We start from the raw sequence: 16417 nt of genomic DNA on the forward strand, positions 1-16417 counted from the left end.
GGCGGCGCGGCGCAGCGGACAGTCCCGTCTGTGTTTGATTGTAGGGGCTGGAAAATCGGCGCGACGCGCATGTTAAACTTTCCTGGTGTGAGGGCTCTTCGCAAGCGGCCTCACGGGCGTTTCGGGTCGCAGGCCTGAACGACAGGACCTGCGGGATGAAGTGCGTTTTGGCGGATAGCCGCCTCGGCGCGTTCCGGACTGGGACCTCGGCCGGGCGGCGCAAGCGCTTCGCCCTCCGGAACGCTTTTCAACATGCCCGAAAGCGGGGCGAATGGAAAGCGTTTGATCAGCAAGCCGGAAATCGTAATGCTGTCAACGAAACGTCAATGCAAAGCGGGTAACACTGGAAAAAAGCCGTGCACCGAATCACGGCGTTTGCGATGGTGGTGTTATGGGCAGAATGTCCTCTTTCCTGATTTCGCTCCTGCTCACGGGGCTGGCCGGTTCCGCAACCGCAGCTGCCCTTGATGCGTCTGAAATCCGCCAGGTCCGCTTTGGCGGTGATGATGGCGAAACCCGCATCGTCGTGGAAATGTCGTCCGAGCTGGATTTTCGCGCCTTCACCGTGTCCGATCCGTCAATGCGGCTGGTGGTCGATCTGCCCCGCTCGGCCTGGTCGGTCGCCGGCCTCGAAACCGGCGAGGGGCTGGGCTATGGCCTCGTTGATGATTTCCGCTTTTTCGACCGTTCCGCCGATGCCTCGCGTATTGTTTTCGAACTGGACGGGCCGTCGGTGATCGTGAACCAGTTCGGCATTCCTGCGAATGCCGACAATCCGCATCACCGCCTTGTGGTCGATCTGCGCCGGGTCGAGGCCGGGCAGGCGGAGGCCGCTTCCGGTTTTCCGGAGGCCTCTGATCTCAGCCAGCTGATCGCCGAACGCGTCGAGGCTGTTTATGTTCCACCTCCCCGTGAACGCCGGGTTATCGTGCTGGATGCCGGCCATGGCGGGCACGACCCGGGCTCGCTCGGGTCAGGGGGAGCCGAGGAGGCCGATGTCACGCTGGCGGCGGCGCGCGAACTGCAGCGTCAGCTGGAGGCCACCGGGCGCTATGTCGTCTATATGACCCGCAACGACGATACCTACCCGTCCTGGGAAGAGCGCGTTGGTGTCATGGCCGAGCAGCGCGCGGACCTGTTTTTGTCCATTCACGCCGATTCTTCACCGAGTGCGCAGACGCGCGGTGCCGCCGTTTACACGCTCAATGACCGGGCCGAGAACCGGGCGCGCCAGATTGCGCGCCGGGGAGCCAACCACACAAGCCGCGCTGATGTGAACAATATTCTGGTGGAGCTGGAATTGCGCGAGAAGCGCAATCAGTCGACAGCCTTTGCCGAAGTCATGCTTCAGCACCTCGCTGAAGCCGGGCCGCTGCTGCAGAATCCGCACCGCGAAGCCAATCTCTTCGTGTTGCTCGATCCGCGAGTCCCGGCCGTGCTGCTGGAAATGGGCTTCATGACCAACCCCTCCGATCTGGCGAATATGCGCTCGGAGCGGTCGCGGTCGCGTCAGATGGCAGCCGTACTGCGCGCCATTGATGCGTATTTCGCGCGCGATGAAGTGCGCGGCAGCAATCCTGTCCGGGCTGCGGCGTTGACTCCCATCCCCTGATACACTTCAGGCGATAAACGGCTTTCGTTCAAACGCAGGCTTCGCCATAATGTTGACAACAGGCGAAGCAATCTAACCGGTCTGACGGGAGCGGCATGAAACTCTTTACGTGGCGAAATACTTTGCGGGCAGCCATCTGGGGCGGCGGCGCAGCTCTGGCGTTCGGGCTGATCGGCCTGATTGTGGCCGTTGTCTATGTGGCGCGAGTCTCGCAGGACTTGCCGGATTATACCCAGCTGGCAGAATACGAGCCGCCGATCACCAGCCGGGTTCACGCCGGCGATGGCCGTCTGATCGCCGAATTTGCCCGGGAACGCCGCGTCTTTGTGCCCATCGACCGCATTCCCCCGACGCTGTCGAATGCCTTCCTCGCAGCTGAGGATGCCAATTTCTACGAGCATGGCGGGCTTGATTTTCGCGGCATTATTCGTGCCGCCATCAACAATATCGGCAATGTCATCCGGGATGACCGGCTGGAAGGGGCGTCCACCATCACCCAGCAGGTGGCAAAAAACTTCCTTCTGTCATCCGATCAGCGCCTGGAGCGCAAGGTTCGCGAGATGATTCTGGCGCGGCGCATCGAGCGCGCCTTCGAAAAGGATGATATTCTCGAGCTCTATCTCAACGAGATCTATTTCGGCCGCCGCTCTTATGGGGTCGCCGCCGCAGCCATGAATTATTTCGGCAAGTCGCTGGACGAATTGACACTGGCCGAGAGTGCATTTCTGGCGGCCGTGGTGAATGGTCCGTCGCGGTTTCATCCGATCCGCCACCCCGAGCGTACGCTTGACCGGCGCAACTGGGTGCTTTCGCGCATGGCGATCGAGGGTTTCATCACGCAGGAAGAAGCTGAGGCCGCCGCGCAGGAGCCGATGCTGGTGATCGAGCGCTTCAGCGGCGAGGAATATCTCGCAGCGGAGTACTTTGTCGAGGAAGCCCGCCGTCAGCTGTTTGATACCTATGGCGATGATCAGCTCTATAATGGCGGCCTGTCCATCCGCACAACGCTGGACACGCGCCTTCAGCTGGCCGCCCGCAATGCGTTGCGCAACGGGCTGGAAGCCTATGACCGCCGCCATGGTTATCGCGGCCCGCTCGGTCAGATCGAGGCAGGCGAGGGCTGGGCTGGCCGTCTGGACGCGTTTGAAGGCATCCCTCCCGACATCAATGACACCTGGAGGCCGGCCGTTGTGCTGGAAGTCGGTAGTGACGCTGTCCGTATCGGCTATCTCATCCATCCCGAGGATGACGGCAATGAAATCATCGACGCGATAGAACAGGACGAGGAAGAGGAGGCCGGTCCCGAGCCGGCTGAAGGACGGATTTCCCTGTCGGAGCTGGAATGGGCGCGCCAGTCGCTTGAAGACGGGTTGCTGGGTCCGACCATCAACAGCCCGTCGGACGTGCTGTCGGTGGGCGATGTCGTCCTTGCCGAGGAAATCCGCGATGAAGACGGTAATGCCACAGGCTTCGGCTTGCGGCAGGTGCCGGCCGTCAATGGCGGTCTTCTGGCCCTCGATCCGCACACCGGCCGCGTGCTGGCGATGGCGGGCGGCTATTCCTTCCAGCAAAGCCAGTTCAACCGGGCGACACAGGCGCGGCGTCAGCCGGGCTCGTCTTTCAAGCCCTTCGTTTACGCCGCCGCGCTGGATAATGGCTATACGCCGGTCTCGATGATCCTGGATGCGCCCTTTGTGGCCTCCGGCGGACCGGATCTGCGTTTCTACCGTCCGCAGAATTATTCCGAACGCTTTTACGGCATGTCGACGCTCCGCCTCGGACTGGAATTGTCGCGGAATGTCATGACCGTCCGTCTGGCGCAGGAAATGGGCATGGGCCCGATTGCCGAATATGGCGAGCGCTTCGGCATTTATGACGATCTCGAACCGGTATTGGCGATGTCGCTCGGTGCCGGCGAGACCACGCTTTGGCGTCTGGTGACCGCCTATGGCGCACTCGTGAATGGCGGTGCCCGGATTGAACCCACTATTATCGACCGGGTTCAGGACCGCAATGGCGAGTCCATTTACGTCCATGATCCCCGCGCCAGCGATGAGTATGATGTCGAGGAGTGGCAACCGGGGATGGCGGAGCCTGAAGTTCCCGAGCTGGGCGAGGAAGTCGTCAGCCCCGTCACAGCCTATCAGATTGTGCATATTCTGGAGGGCGCGGTGCAACGCGGTACGGGCACCGCCTTACGCTCGCTTGGCCGCCCGCTCGCTGGCAAGACCGGCACGACCAATGATTTCCGTGACGCCTGGTTTGTCGGCTTCGGGCCGGACATAGTCGTTGGCGCTTATGTCGGCTTTGATTCCCCTCAGCAAATGGGTGCGGGCGAAGCCGGTGGCCGCGTCGCGACCCCGATCGTGCGCGATTTCCTGGAAGTGGCCCTGCAGAACTACCCGGTTGCGCCGTTCCGTGTCCCCGAAGGCGTCAGCCTCGTGCCGATTGATGCGCGCACGGGCGAGCCGTCCGTTCTGGGCCGTCCGGGCACGATTCTGGAGGCTTTCCAGCCGGGTACGGAACCCAGCCGCGACGGCGGCAACCGGGAAACCGGCCTGACCTTCACCGGCAGCGCTGTTTCCGGGAACTCCGATGACGATTCCACCGATGAGGATCTCGGCGGTATCTACTGACCCCGGCATCTTCAATGCAGAGGCCGTCTTGATAGCGCCCGCAGTCGCGGCTATCCGGAAGTCTCGGAACAAGGAATGATCCATGCGCGCAGATGTGCAAAACCTGTCGGACGAAATCGAGCGGTCAGTGGGACTGCTGAGGAGGCGTCTTTGACTGGCCTACGGCTGAAAAACGGTTCGACGAACTAAGCGCCCGCGCCGAGGACCCGTCCTTCTGGGATGACCCGGTCAAGGCTCAGGCCCTGATGCGGGAACGCAACAAGCTGGAATCGTCGATGAAGGCGATCCAGGAACTTGAATCCGAGCTTTCCGACAATGCCGAACTGGCTGAACTCGCCGAAGCCGACGGCGATGAAGACCTGATGGCCGAGGCGGTTGCTGCGCTCGAGAAGGCCCGGGACAAGGCCGCGCGGGCCGAGCTTGATGCGCTGCTCTCCGGCGAGGCTGATGGCAATGACGCCTATATCGAAATTCATCCCGGTGCCGGCGGTACCGAGGCTACGGACTGGGCCGCGATGTTGCAGCGCATGTATATGCGCTGGGCCAATGCTTCCGGCTACAAGGTCGAAGTGATCGAGGAGCAGGCGGGCGAAGAAGCCGGAATCAAGTCATGCACATTGCTGGTCAGGGGCGAAAATGCTTATGGCTGGCTGAAAACCGAGGCCGGTGTTCACCGCCTGGTGCGGATTTCCCCGTTCGATTCCAATGCCCGCCGTCACACCAGCTTCGCCAGTGTCTGGGCCTATCCGCTGGTTGACGATACGATCGAGGTCGACATTCCCGAAAGCGAGGTGCGCACCGATACCTATCGTGCCTCCGGGGCGGGCGGACAGCACATCAACAAGACCGACAGCGCGGTGCGGCTGACCTATACGCCGCCCGGTGAAACCGATCCGATTGTGGTCCAGTGCCAGAATGACCGCTCCCAGCACAAGAACCGGGCGACCGCCTGGAACATGCTGCGTGCCCGTGTCTACGAACTGGAATTGCAAAAGCGCGAAGCGGCAGCCCAGGCCGAGGCGGATTCAAAGACCGAGATCGGCTGGGGACGGCAGATCCGCTCTTACGTTCTGCAGCCCTATCAGATGGTCAAGGATTTACGCACCAACGTTGAAACCTCCAATACACAGGGTGTGCTGGATGGTGATCTCGATGAATTCATGGCGGCGGCTCTGGCGGCCCAGCTGGGCGAGAGCACAGACGAAAACGCCGCCGGCTAGGCACCGGCGGCGTCGTCATTCAACAAAGTTCAGCGAAGCCTAAGCCGAGCTTTTGGCCTTTGGCAGGTCCAGCGACGGATTGCTGGAAGATTCGCTGGCTTTTGGCGGTGAAGACGGCGAGCTGCTGCTCGAAGACGAGGACGGCGGTGGCGTGGCCGCGCCGGAACCGGAGGAGGGTGTAGCAGCGGCCGGTGCTTTGGCACCCGACGATTTGCCCGCATCTGCCACCGGATCAGACGAATGGCGGCAATGACCGTCAAAGAAAGCGCCGCTTTCCATCGACAGGGCGGAGTGGACGATATCGCCTTCGATCCGCGCGGTTGCGGCTAGCTGGACCTGACGGGCGCGGATGGAGCCCTTGACCTTGCCGCGGACAATCACCGTTTCGGCAACGACTTCACCATCAACCGAGGCTTCCTCGCCAATGGTGAGCGACCCGGCGCGGATATTGCCTTCCACGCTTCCATCCAGTTGAACTTCACCCTCGGATGTGAGGGAACCGTGGAGCACCATGTCGGCGCTGATGATAGAGGGGGCTTTCGATTTCATGGCGGACCTTTTGACGGGGGACGGTTGAGGGGCGCTGGCGGCGCCGTCTGAAGAATTCTCTTTAGTTCTGTTGAACATATTGTCCGGCTCTCAGGAAACGTTCGGGGTCAAGCGTTTGTCGATTATTCCAGACTTCATAATGCAGGTGCGTACTGGTGCTTCTGCCGGTGGAGCCCATGCGGCCGATCTGCTGGCCGATGCGCACGGTATCACCGCGTCTGACGTCAATCGAGGAGAGGTGGCCATAACGGGTCATGAAACCGTAGCCATGGTCGATCTCCACCGTGCGACCATAACCCGAGCGCCAGCCTGCGTAAACGACGCGGCCGGGTCCACCTGCATAAATAGGTGTACGATACTCGGCAGACACAAAATCCTGCCCCGAATGATAGGCCGGGCGGCCGGTGAAGGGATCCATGCGCGGGCCGTAATCGCTGGTTTCGCGAAATTCGCCGCGGATCGGAACCCCCAGCGGTAACGACATGACCGCCGCTTCGATCTCGCGGGCCTCGATCAGCCGTGTGGCGATCCGGGCGACACGCGCTGAAAAGGCGTCATCCATATCCAGCTCGGTGGCAAAGGCGGAGCTGGCAATCGACAGGAACGGCCCGCCGCTTTCCTCATTCTCACGGTTCTCGGCCAGGACATCGTCCAGACGCAGCCCGGTCAGCCGCAGCACCGCGCGGAGATTTTCCAGGCGGGCCTCTGCAGCATCTTCGGCTTCAGCCAGAACCACGTCCTGTTGTTCAATCAGCGAGCTGACCCGGTCCTCCGGCGCATTCGGATCGCTGATCGAAATGGCCAGTTCGTCGCGGGCCCGGCGCGGCGTTGGATCGGCGGGCGTCGCCGCCATCAGCAGGCGTCCGCCTTCAAGCGCCGGGGAGGGGTCGTACTCATCACCGTCAATTTCTTCCACCAGCTGGATCAACTGGCTGAGCGTTTCGTGACGGGACTGGAATTCATTGGCGGTCGAGCGGAATTCCTCGACCTGCGATTCAAACATGGCCTGTGTCGCGGCCTCATTTGCCATGGCTTCGCTGACCATGCGGGAGGATTCATATCGCACCCGTTCCATCGCCGCGGTCTGTTGCGACAGCTGATAGCCATGGAAGGCCACGGAGATGGTTGTGAAACAGAGCCAGCCGGTCAGCGCCACGACGCTGGCCAGCGCGCTCACCTGCATCGTGGTTGTCAGTTCGAAATACCGAACCTGACCCTCACTGCGGTGATAGATCTGGCGATTGGGAAACCATTGCTCGGCTATATCCCACGCCTTCTGAAACACGCCAGAAATCATATAACTGGTCCGCACCTGTTCTGAGCCACCCCGGATCGCCGGGCATAGGACACGATCCTGCCCGACTTATCAATATTTCGTTATGCAATCAGCGCGCCAAATAACATTCGCGATTTCAGCCAGAAAGCGCTTGCGCCGCGGCCAGCACCTCGCCGGCATGCCCCTTTACTTTGACTTTTGGCCACACTTTTTGAATTACGCCTTGCGAATCAATCAGAAAGGTTGCGCGCTGAATTCCCATATATTTGCGGCCATACAGGCTCTTTTCGACCCAGACACCATAATCTTCCGTCACACGCCCTTCCAGATCGGCCCCCAGGATGACTTTGAGATCGTTCTTGGCCTTGAAATTGTCATGCCGTTTAACGCTGTCGCGTGAAATACCGATGACAACGGCATTGGCTTTGTCGAAATCTGCCTTGAGCCCGGAGAAATCGATGGCCTCGGTTGTGCATCCCGGGGTCGAGTCCTTGGGATAGAAATAGAGAATCACGATCTTGCCGGAAAAATCCGACAGCCTGACCATTCCGCCGCCATCAGCCGGCAATTCGAAGTCCGGCGCCTTCTGGCCTTCCGTGAGTGTTGTCATTCCGGGTCTCCCTGTTTCCGCCGGGTGCAATACCGGCCGCTCTGTCATACAAGATTTGGAGCTGACGACAGCCCCGCCGACTGCACGAGGCCTGCCCTGATGATCAAGCGTTCCATCCGCGTCTTTGTGATTTACGCGCTGGAAGCGGTTGCGGTTCTTTTCGCTCTGGGCCTGTTTGCGGGGGGCGCGCTGATCTGGCGCCTGTCGCAGGGTCCGATGGAGCTGGATTTTCTTGTGGCCGATGCCCAGGCGCGCCTCGCCGATGCTTTCGAGGGCGATCTGGTCGCCCTGACGTCGCTGGAAGCCCGCTTCGAAACCACAACCGGCTTGCTCATCATCGCCGCGCGGGACGTTACGGTTGCCGAAGCGGGCGGCAATGTCATCACGCGAGCGCCGCTTATCGAGGCCGGATTTGGCCTTGATACGCTGATTGTGGGGCGCATCGCCCCCGCCCGAGTGTCGATCGAGGGCGGTGCAGTGTCCATTGTGCGCCGGGCCGATGGCGCGGTCGGAGCCGGCCTCGGCTCGCCGGAGCGTGTCGCCCGGGACGCCCGCCCGGCCGGCCGTGGCCGCGATGTGGATGCCGTCCTCGAACTCCTTCGCAATCCCGAAGACAATGCCCTGCTCGGGCGCCTGACCAATGTGTCCATCCGTTCGGCATCGGTCCGTGTCGTGGATGCCATCAATCATCTCGACTGGTATATTGATCAGGCCGAGCTCCATCTGGACCGGAATCCGGATCGCTTGCAGGCCGACCTGTCCGGGCGTTTTGCAACAACGGCCGGCTTTGCGCCTGTGGCCATGCGCATTGAAGCGGGCGCTGATCTGAACACCTTCCTGTTTGAGGCCCGGGCCGGAAACCTGTCCCCGCGCGCCATCGCCCCGCTGTCCGGACCGTTTGCCGGTGCCGGCAATATCAATGCCCCGGTTTCTGTGGAGATGTTCGCCAGCGCGTCCCGAAGTGACGGCATCCGCGCGGCAAATCTCAACCTGCGGGTCGGGGAGGGACAACTGGGCCGCGGCCCCGAGGCGCAGGCCATTCGCGGCCTTTCGGCGAGTATCGAATACGAGCCCGTGGATGGTGCCGTCCGTATTAACGAGTTGGAGATTGATACCGACCTGTTGGCAACGACCGTCAACGGCCGCATTTTCGATATGCGCGAATTCGATGATGCCTTTCCGCGCCGCTGGAATTACGAGCTCGCCATCGGGGCGGGGCGGCTGGATCTGGGAGGCGTTTTTGAAGTGCCGCCGGAATGGAATTCTATTGACCTGTCCGGTGAAATGAATGCCCGCGCAATCGAGATCGGCTTTGACCGATTGGATGCCAGTATCGGCCCCATCATCGCCCGCCTGACCGGTCTCGCGCGGTTGCGGCAGGTGGAAGACGGGCGCTGGCTTCCGGACCTTCAACTCACAGGCCCGGTCGAAGGCGATATTTCGCCGGACCTGGTGCTGCAATACTGGCCGGTTGAGCTGGCCGATGGGGCACGCCGCTGGATTGAGGAGGCGGTAATTTCCGGGCGGCTGTTTGACGCCCACCTTGATCTTGACCTGAATGCCGAGGCTCTGGTGGCGAAACGGCTCGAAGATGAGCGTATGACGCTCGGCTTCGCATTCGAAAATGCCGCATTCCGATACATCTCGACCATGACGCCAGTGACCCGTGGCAGCGGCCGGGCCACCCTGTTCGGTAATTCTTTCGAGCTGACAATGGACGAGGGGTTCATCGGCGAGACACCGGTCCGCAATGGGCATGTCAATATTCCGCGTCTCAATCCGCGCGGTGCCATCGCGACGTTCGGCGGTGAAGCCACTGCACGGGCTCAGGCGGTTCTGTCCCTGATCGACGAACCGCCGCTCAACCTGGTTTCCGATTATGGACTTGATCCGGAAATGATCACCGGACAAGGCGATGTGACCTTTGAAATCCGCCGTCCCATGCTGGAAGATGTCGCGGTTGAGGACATCGGTTTTGACATTCGTGCTGACTTTACCGATGTCGCCATGAATACCGGCCTACGCGACCTGGTTCTGAGCAATGGCGACATTCAGCTGACGGCCACCCCGCAAGCTGTGGAAGTCAGCGGTGATGCGGAATTGGCCGGAGCCAATACGCGCATTCGATGGGTGGAAACACTCGGGCTGCCCGAAGGCGCCGCCTCCACGGCGCTGGATCTTGAGGCCCGTCTGGATGCGGCGGCACTGGACCGGCTGGGGATTCCGCTGCGCCGTTATCTGGACGGGGCCATTGATGTGCGCATCCGGACGCTGGGCGAAGCTTTCGCGTTTGATACTGTTTCGCTCGCCGCCGACCTGCTGGACGCCCGGATCGAATGGCCCGGTGGCGTATTCATAAAGCCGGAAGGCGAGGCGGCGGATGCCGAAGCCGAAATGCAGTTCGGCGATGACGGGTCGGTTATGATCGAGCGTTTCAGCATGCAGGCTGACGGGCTTGATGCGCAGGCGACGGCCCGTTTTGCTGCAGACGGCCGGATTCTGTCTGCCGGCATCTCGCGGCTTTTCCTAGAGAATTATATCGAGGCTTCTGGCGCGGTGGAGCGGCCTCAAGGCCCGGACGGACCGCTGGCCTTTATGATTGAAGGGCCGTTCTTCGATGCGACCGGACTGTTGCCGTCATTGACGGATTTCTCCGGCGCAGGGGGCGCACCGCCGCCTCTGGGGCTGACCGTCGCTTTTGATGAGATACAGGTCACGAATGCTATCCGCTATGATAACCTGCGCCTCGACTGGCAGTCATCGGCAGCAGAGGGTGAATTGCTGACGGTCCGTGCCGGCACACCGGACGGCGTCTTTGCACTGGATATGGAATCCGGCCCCGGAGGCCGGCGCGAGATTGCACTCGACGCGCCTGATTTTGGCGAATTCCTGCGGCTTCTGGATCTTTATGACAATGTCGAGGGCGGTGCGCTCAGCGTCACGGGCTCCACGCCGCCACCGGGTGAGGACGGACGAACCGAATTTTATGTCGAGTCGGGCCCCTTCACGCTGATCCGCATGCCGGTACTGGCGCGGGTGCTGGCTGCCGGGTCCCTGCCAGGGCTGGCCGCCTTGCTGAGCGGAGATGAGGGCATCGCCTTTGATCTGCTGCAGGCCGGCGTGACAATCGAGGACGGGAATATCGGCATTTCGGAAGCGCGCGCCAGCGGCCCGTCACTGGGGGTCACGACCGAGGGCACGATCAACATGACGCAGGACCGGTTGGCACTGGACGGTGTGCTCGCTCCGTCCTACGGGTTGAATTCCTTTGTCGGAAACCTGCCCATTGTCGGGGATGCACTGGTGTCGCGTCCGGGTGAGGGCGTGATCGGCATAACCTTCTCGGCCGAAGGCCCGTTTGATCAGCCGACGGTGATCGCCAACCCGCTTTCCGTACTGGCACCCGGTCTCCTCCGCCGCCTGTTCGAAGGCTCTGCCGCGGATCGTGAACGGGCCCGGCAGGCCGTGGAAGAAGATATTGAAAATGCGGTGACGCCCGAACCGGAGGCGGAAACAACTCCCCCGGACGAGGTCACGGATAATGATGCGAGCGGAGACGGGCCGGAAAACTGAGTCAGATGGCTCTGGCCAGTGCGTGGCGCTTTTTCCCGGCGGAAATCTTGATTGCCCCGTCCACCAGGTCGCCAGTGGTTATGACAGCTTGAGGATCGGATACGATCTGGCCATTCACCCGCACGCCGCCACCTTTGACCAGACGCTTGGCCTCGCCGTTGGATTCGGCAAATCCGGCCCCGGTGAGAAGCGCAAGCACCGGCATCCCTGCTGACAGCTCTGATGCCGCAATGTCAAAGGCCGGCAAGGCTCCGCCTGTCCCGCCATCCGCGAATGTGGCCCGTGCTGTTTCCTCTGCCTCCCGGGCCGCATCGTCACCGTGCAGCATGGCCGTGGCTTCATTGGCGAGCCGCACCTTGACCGCGTTGAGAGCGGCACCGTCCGCTTTCTCGAGTTCGGCAATCTCGTCCAGCGGCACATCGGTGAAGAGCCGCAGGAAGCGGCCGACATCGGCATCTTCGGTGTTGCGCCAGAACTGCCAGTATTCATAAGGGCTGAGACGGTCTTCATTGAGCCAGATCGCGCCGGATTCCGTCTTCCCCATCTTGGCGCCGGAGGCGGTCGTGATCAGTGGCGTGGTGAAGCCGAAGACCGGTTTCTGGTCGATGCGCCGGCACAATTCCACGCCGTTGATGATATTGCCCCACTGGTCACCGCCGCCCAGCTGCAGCGTGCAGTCATAGCGGCGTGACAACTCCAGGAAATCAACCGCCTGCAGGAGCATGTAGTTGAATTCGAGGAAGGTGAGGGGTTGTTCGCGGTCCAACCGCAATTTCACCGACTCGAATGTCAGCATCCGGTTGATGGTGAAATGCGGGCCGTATTCGCGCAGGAATTCGAGATACCCGAATTTCGACAGCCATTCATCATTGTCGACGACAATGGCATCGGTTGGGCCGTCACCGATGGTCAGGAGCTTGTCGAACGCTTTTAGAATGCCGGCCTTGTTGGCAGCGATCGCTGCATCGGTCGTCATCTTGCGCGACTGGTCCTTGCCGGACGGGTCACCGATCTTGGTCGTACCCGTGCCCACCAGTATGATCGGCTTGTGCCCGGCCTGTTGCATCCGGCGCAGCATCATGATCTGCACAAGCGACCCGACATGCAGGGAATCGGCCGTCATATCAAAGCCGATATAGCCGGTAATCCGCTTGTTTGCGGCGGCGTCATCCAGACCTTCGATATCGGTGGCCTGATTGAGATAGCCGCGGGAAACCAGCGTTTTGATGAGTTCGGACTTGTATTCGGTCATGGCTTCGGCCTGATTAGGGGTTGGCCGCGTCTTTTAGCGGCGCTTTTCCAAAGCCGGAAGGGGGCAGCATGTATCGTGTGATCGGACTGATGAGTGGCACCTCGCTTGACGGAGTGGATGCCGCAGTGATCGAGACCGATGGCGGCATGTGGATCACGCCGCTTGCCGGCACGGAACAGCCCTATTCGAATGCGGAGAGGGCGCGCCTGCAGGCGGCCGTCAATGCCGCTCTGAAATGGAAATTCGACGGCGAGGAGCCCCCGGAATTTGCGGACGCCGAACGCGCGCTCACCGAGGCCCATGCCCGTGCCGTGAAAGGCGTGATCGCATCGGCGGGACTGCCCGCGGACGATATTGATCTTGTCGGCTTCCACGGTCAGACCGTGCTGCATCGCGCGCCAACACCGGAGCGGCGCGGCGCGACCCGCCAGATCGGCAATGGCCCGGCACTGGCGAAAGCCGTGGGCATTGATGTCGTCTATGACATGCGCAGCGCCGATATTGCCGCCGGCGGCCATGGCGCACCGCTGGCCACGCTGTATCACGAAGCCCTGTTCCGCCGCGACAAGCTCGACGGTCCGGTTGCGGTGCTCAATCTGGGCGGTGTGGCAAATGTATCCTGGCTGGGCGCGGGTGACCCGGTCGCCTTTGACACCGGACCGGCCAGCGGCTTGCTGGATGCCTGGTGTGAACAGACGATTGGCGAATCCTGCGACCGGAATGGAGCGCTGGCCGCCCGTGGCACTGTGAATGCGGCAGCGCTGTCGCAGCTCATGAATCATCCCTATTTCGCCTTGCCGCCGCCCAAATCTCTGGACCGCTGGGATTTCTCGCTGGATCCGGTGCGCGGGCTTTCGCCGGAAGACGGAGCCGCCACGCTGACAGCTTTTACCGCGCAGACCGTGGCCGACGCCATTTTGCGGATGGGGCGGCCCGAACGCATTCTGGCGACAGGCGGTGGACGGAAAAATCCGGTGATGATGGCGGCGATTGCCGAACGGCTGGATCGTCCGGCCGAGCCCGTCGAAGCGGTCAACTGGAATGGTGATCTGATGGAGGCCCAGGCCTTCGCCTGGCTCGCTGTCCGCTCGATCAAGGGCCTGCCGCTCAGCCTGCCGTCAACGACCGGCGTGCCGGAGCCGATGACGGGAGGCCGGTTGGCAAAAGCGGTCTAGCGGCGTGGGCGGACGGCTTTGCGCTCTTCCATGACAATCGGCAGACGCCGGTCAAGATAGGCCTCGATCCGCTTCTCCAGCTCCTCGAGATGGGTCGAGAACATGTGACCGGCACCCGGCACTTCCTCGCGCTCGATGACAATGCCCTTCTGGACACGCACCTTGCTCATCATGCGCTCCATATCGTCATAGGGCACGATCTTGTCTTCGGAGCCATGCAGGATGATGCCCGAGGCCGGGCAGGGGGCGAGGAAGTTGAAATCATACATGTTGGTGGGCGGGGCCACCGAGATGAAACCGCCGACTTCCGGGCGGCGCATCAGAAGCTGCATCCCCACCCACGCACCGAAGGAATGACCGGCCACCCAGGAAAAGGGCGCATTATTGTTATAGGCTTGGATCCAGTCGAGCGCCGTCGCGGCATCGGACAATTCACCCAGCCCTTGATCATAGCTGCCCTGGCTGCGGCCGACTCCCCTGAAATTGAACCGCAATGTCGCAAAACCCCGCTTGCGGAAGATGTCATACATCATCACCGAGGTGTGGTTTTCCATATTCCCGCCGCCCATCGGATGGGCATGGCAAATCAGAGCGATTGGAGCATTGTCCGCTTCACCCGGAGCATAACGGCCTTCCAGGCGCCCTTCCGGGCCGGGGATGATGACGTCAGGCATGGCGATTTCGCCTTTCTTTTTCAATTCCCAACTAACTGACGCGGTTTATCAACTGCAATCAGCCAGAAACTAAGTGTATGCGGGCACTAAAAAGTTGACTAAAACACTCGGAGATGTACGTCCCTGAACGTAATGTTCCAGCCGCCCTGGCAAAGATGGCGCGTGATAACACAAGCCGCCTTGTAAATGCGAGGGTTTTGGGGAGTGAAGACATGAAGTTAAGCACCAAAGGCCGCTATGCCGTCATGGCGATGGCCGATCTGGCCCGCAGATCCATACGCGGTCCCGTCACTCTGGCCGACATCGCCTCGCGCCAATCCATATCGCTATCCTATCTTGAACAATTGTTCGCACGCTTGCGCAAAGCCGAGCTTGTCGATTCCGTGCGCGGACCCGGCGGCGGTTATTCCCTGGCACGGCCAGCGGAGAACATCCGCGTGATCGATATCATGTCCGCCGTCGATGAGAGCGTCGATATCACGCGCTGCGAAGGTGAGGCCAGGGGCTGTATAGAGAATGGCCGCCGCTGTATCACTCATGATCTGTGGGATGAGCTGAGTCGCCACATCTACCTGTTCCTCGGATCGATCACGTTGGAAGATGTGATTGCCGGGCGGGTGATGGGCGCGGCCCGGGGTGCGAATGAACGCACATCGGACCCGATGGCGGCGGAATAGACAAAGGCAATTGCGGGAAATGGCAGTCTATCTCGATCACAATGCAACAACGCCGGTACGTCCTGAGGCGCGCCAGGCATTGCTGGATGCCATGGATCGGGGCGGAAACGCGTCAGCTGTTCATTCCGCCGGGCGAGGCGCGCGCGCCATTCTTGAACACGCCCGCCTGTCGATTGCCCGGTCCGTCTGCGCCCAGCCGAATGACATCGTCTTCACGGCCGGCGGTACCGAAGCCGATAACCTCGCCATTGAAGGCGCGGTGCGGGGCGGTGGCGTGACCCGCATCATCCATACGGTCAGCGAACACGAAGCCGTCGCGCGGTTCGCCGAGACCACCGCGCTGCCGGTCGAGTTGTTGCCGATCACACGCGACGGGCTGGCCGATCTGACCTGGTTGCAAAACCGGCTTTCAGCGCTCGGAGAAGACGAAAAGGTGCTGGTTTGTCTCCATGCCGCCAATAACGAAACCGGAGTGATCCAGCCCTTTGCCGAAGCCGCGCGCATTGTCCGCGAGGCTGGCGGGCTGTTCCATATCGATGCCGTGCAGGCGCTGGGAAAAATCCCGTTCGATTTCGCCGCCTCCGGGGCGCATTATGCGGCGGTTTCCGCGCACAAGGTCGGCGGGCCGCAAGGCGTGGGGGCTTTAATCCTGGCGTGCGACGCCCCATTTGATGTGCCAAGGCGCGGCGGTGGCCAGGAAAAGGGCCGACGCTCGGGCACGGAGAATGTGCCGGGAGCCTATGCCTTTGCCAAGGCACTGGAGGCCTGTCTGGCGGAGCCGGACAAATGGAAGCAGATCGGAATCTGGCGCGACCGGATTGAATCCCAATTGCAGGAAATCGGCCCAAGCATCTGTTTTCTCGGCAAGAACGCGCCCCGCACGCCCAACACTTCGGCCATTTGTGTGCCGGGTTGGGAAGGTGGCATGCAGGTGATTGCACTCGACCTGTCCGGCATCTGCGTTAGTTCCGGCTCGGCCTGTTCATCGGGCAAGACCGGCGTGTCGAGAACCTGGGCCTCGATGATGTGCGAGAAGACGGCAGGCTGCACGATCCGGGTCAGCCTGGGCTGGAATTCGACCGAAGCTGACGTCGAGGCCTTTCTGAAGGCCTGGTCAACCGAATATGCGCGGGTCAAACCGCGTCTCAAGGAAATCGCTTAAG

12 protein-coding genes are annotated in these 16417 nt (G+C 61.4%); 7 read left to right on the top strand and 5 right to left on the bottom strand.

Going from position 1 to position 16417, the window contains the following annotated elements; all coding sequences use genetic code 11:
- Positions 1-391 precede the first annotated feature (391 nt).
- The 3 genes from DBR16_RS05235 to prfB all read left to right on the top strand — a co-directional run bounded on the left by DBR16_RS05235 (position 392) and on the right by prfB (position 5468).
- Positions 392-1612, top strand: a complete 1221-nt coding sequence (locus DBR16_RS05235; protein ID WP_109260210.1) for an N-acetylmuramoyl-L-alanine amidase — start codon at positions 392-394, stop codon at positions 1610-1612.
- A 95-nt stretch (positions 1613-1707) separates the two neighbouring features.
- Entirely contained in the window at positions 1708-4248 is a 2541-nt protein-coding gene (locus DBR16_RS05240) for a penicillin-binding protein 1A (protein WP_109260211.1), read from the top strand.
- 82 nt (positions 4249-4330) lie between these two features.
- Positions 4331-5468, top strand: a protein-coding gene (prfB, locus tag DBR16_RS05245; protein WP_109260212.1) for a peptide chain release factor 2 whose coding sequence is annotated in 2 segments (ribosomal slippage) — positions 4331-4399 and positions 4401-5468 — 1137 coding nt in all. Because the reading frame shifts where the segments join, the coding sequence is not laid out codon by codon here.
- Positions 5469-5507: 39 nt separating this feature from the next.
- Here prfB and DBR16_RS05250 read toward each other — a convergent pair.
- The 3 genes from DBR16_RS05250 to bcp all read right to left on the bottom strand — a co-directional run bounded on the left by DBR16_RS05250 (position 5508) and on the right by bcp (position 7903).
- Positions 5508-6017 (bottom strand): bactofilin family protein, encoded by a 510-nt coding sequence (locus DBR16_RS05250; RefSeq protein WP_233347596.1) that lies wholly within the window; start codon positions 6015-6017, stop codon positions 5508-5510.
- A 61-nt stretch (positions 6018-6078) separates the two neighbouring features.
- A complete protein-coding gene (locus DBR16_RS05255; protein ID WP_233347598.1) occupies positions 6079-7302 on the bottom strand; it encodes a M23 family metallopeptidase in 1224 nt (407 codons plus the stop codon).
- A gap of 127 nt (positions 7303-7429) precedes the next feature.
- Positions 7430-7903 carry a thioredoxin-dependent thiol peroxidase gene (bcp, locus tag DBR16_RS05260; protein WP_109260215.1) on the bottom strand — a complete coding sequence of 158 codons (474 nt, stop codon included), beginning with the start codon at positions 7901-7903 and terminating at the stop codon, positions 7430-7432.
- Positions 7904-8002: 99 nt separating this feature from the next.
- Between bcp and DBR16_RS05265 the strand changes: the two genes are divergently transcribed.
- Complete coding sequence (locus tag DBR16_RS05265) at positions 8003-11476, top strand: YhdP family protein (protein WP_109260216.1); 3474 nt, start codon at positions 8003-8005, stop codon at positions 11474-11476.
- 1 nt (position 11477) lies between these two features.
- Here DBR16_RS05265 and tyrS read toward each other — a convergent pair whose 3' ends face one another.
- Positions 11478-12728, bottom strand: coding sequence for a tyrosine--tRNA ligase (gene tyrS, locus DBR16_RS05270; RefSeq protein WP_109260217.1), 1251 nt, complete (start codon positions 12726-12728; stop codon positions 11478-11480).
- A gap of 68 nt (positions 12729-12796) precedes the next feature.
- On the opposite strand from tyrS, the gene DBR16_RS05275 reads away from it, so the two are divergent.
- Positions 12797-13903 (top strand): anhydro-N-acetylmuramic acid kinase, encoded by a 1107-nt coding sequence (locus tag DBR16_RS05275; protein ID WP_109260218.1) that lies wholly within the window; start codon positions 12797-12799, stop codon positions 13901-13903.
- Here the strand turns inward: DBR16_RS05275 and DBR16_RS05280 are convergent.
- Entirely contained in the window at positions 13900-14577 is a 678-nt protein-coding gene (locus tag DBR16_RS05280) for an alpha/beta hydrolase (RefSeq protein ID WP_109260549.1), read from the bottom strand. The genes DBR16_RS05275 and DBR16_RS05280 overlap by 4 nt on opposite strands.
- Before the next feature lie 212 nt (positions 14578-14789).
- On the opposite strand from DBR16_RS05280, the gene DBR16_RS05285 reads away from it, so the two are divergent.
- Together DBR16_RS05285 and DBR16_RS05290 are read left to right on the top strand one after the other, a co-directional pair.
- On the top strand, positions 14790-15254 hold the full coding sequence (locus DBR16_RS05285) for an Rrf2 family transcriptional regulator (protein WP_109260219.1): 465 nt from the start codon (positions 14790-14792) through the stop codon (positions 15252-15254).
- Positions 15255-15273: 19 nt separating this feature from the next.
- Entirely contained in the window at positions 15274-16416 is a 1143-nt protein-coding gene (locus DBR16_RS05290; RefSeq protein ID WP_109260220.1) for a cysteine desulfurase family protein, read from the top strand.
- The last annotated feature ends 1 nt before the right edge of the window (position 16417 follow it).

The organism is Hyphobacterium indicum (assembly GCF_003129605.1).
GTDB lineage: Bacteria > Pseudomonadota > Alphaproteobacteria > Caulobacterales > Maricaulaceae > Hyphobacterium > Hyphobacterium indicum.